At 54.9% G+C, this 995-nt stretch carries 2 protein-coding genes; both read left to right on the top strand.

Annotated features, from left to right (window positions below):
- Positions 1 to 535, top strand: a 535-nt coding sequence (locus ABWL39_RS20810) for a hypothetical protein (protein ID WP_367796106.1), incomplete at its 5' end; no start/stop codon positions are given.
- Between the two features lie 63 nt (positions 536 to 598).
- On the top strand, positions 599 to 995 hold a 397-nt coding region (locus tag ABWL39_RS20815; protein WP_367796109.1), incomplete at its 3' end, for a hypothetical protein.

Raw genomic sequence — 995 nt, forward strand, 5'->3', positions numbered from 1 at the left:
GGGCGTCACAAGGAACGCAGCCATGCTGAGTCTTCGCAGTCCGCGCTGGAACGAGCTTCAACATGCATACGGTGCAGCCGGAGATATTCCGGCGCTTCTTGAGCAGCTTGATTCGCTTCCCAAAGACGACGGTGAATCAGCGCCCTGGTTTCCACTGTGGAGCGCGCTAGCTCATCAAGGCGACGTGCATTCCGCTTCGTTTGCCGCAGTACCGCATGTCATTGCCGCGCTTTCCAAATCTCCGGCGACGGCACACGAGTCCTACTTTCACTTCCCCGCGTGGGTGGAGATCTGCCGGGCAAAACAAGCGATTGAGGTTCCCAGCGAGCTTCAGGAGTCGTACTTCAGCTCGCTCAGCAAGCTACCCCACTTGGTGGCAAATGCAGCTTCAAATTCTTGGACTCGCGGTTTTTCTGCGTGCGCCTTGGCAGCCGCCGCGGCCGCCAAGGGGCAGCATGCAGTAGCAGAGGCCATCCTTGAAATGGCGGAAGAAGGCACTGCCGAGGAATTCCTAGAGTGGCGCTACGACCAGTGACGCCCAACCCTTCCATCGAGCCGACCCGCTAAAGCGGGCGGCTCATGTCAAACGTTAGGCAATATGGATCTCGATGCCCACCCGTACAGCGAAGCGCAGGAAGTTCATTGGGGCTCCGACATTCAAAAAATTGAATGGCTGGAAGGTCAGCTTTCTGTATTAGTTGCGCGCGAGCTACTGCCGAATCATCGGGTCTCGGGGTTACGCATCCACTTTGACTCCGTCTCCGGGGTTCGGCTACTCGATGAACTGGACTTAGCCAGGTATTGGAATGCAAAGAATTTCCCATTTGGGCACCACGTTCTTAAAGTCAAAAGTGGTGGTTGGTCCAGTGAGGAAAATTGTTTGCAGGGTTTCCCCATCGATAGGTCGGAATGGCTAATTGTCACAGGCAATGGCTGTTTAAGTGTTTTTTCCCAATCTGATCCGCACATAGACAGTGTTGAATTTGACGCTTCTG

This window comes from Chitinivorax sp. PXF-14, from assembly GCF_040812015.1.
In the GTDB taxonomy this organism is placed as follows: domain Bacteria; phylum Pseudomonadota; class Gammaproteobacteria; order Burkholderiales; family SCOH01; genus JBFNXJ01.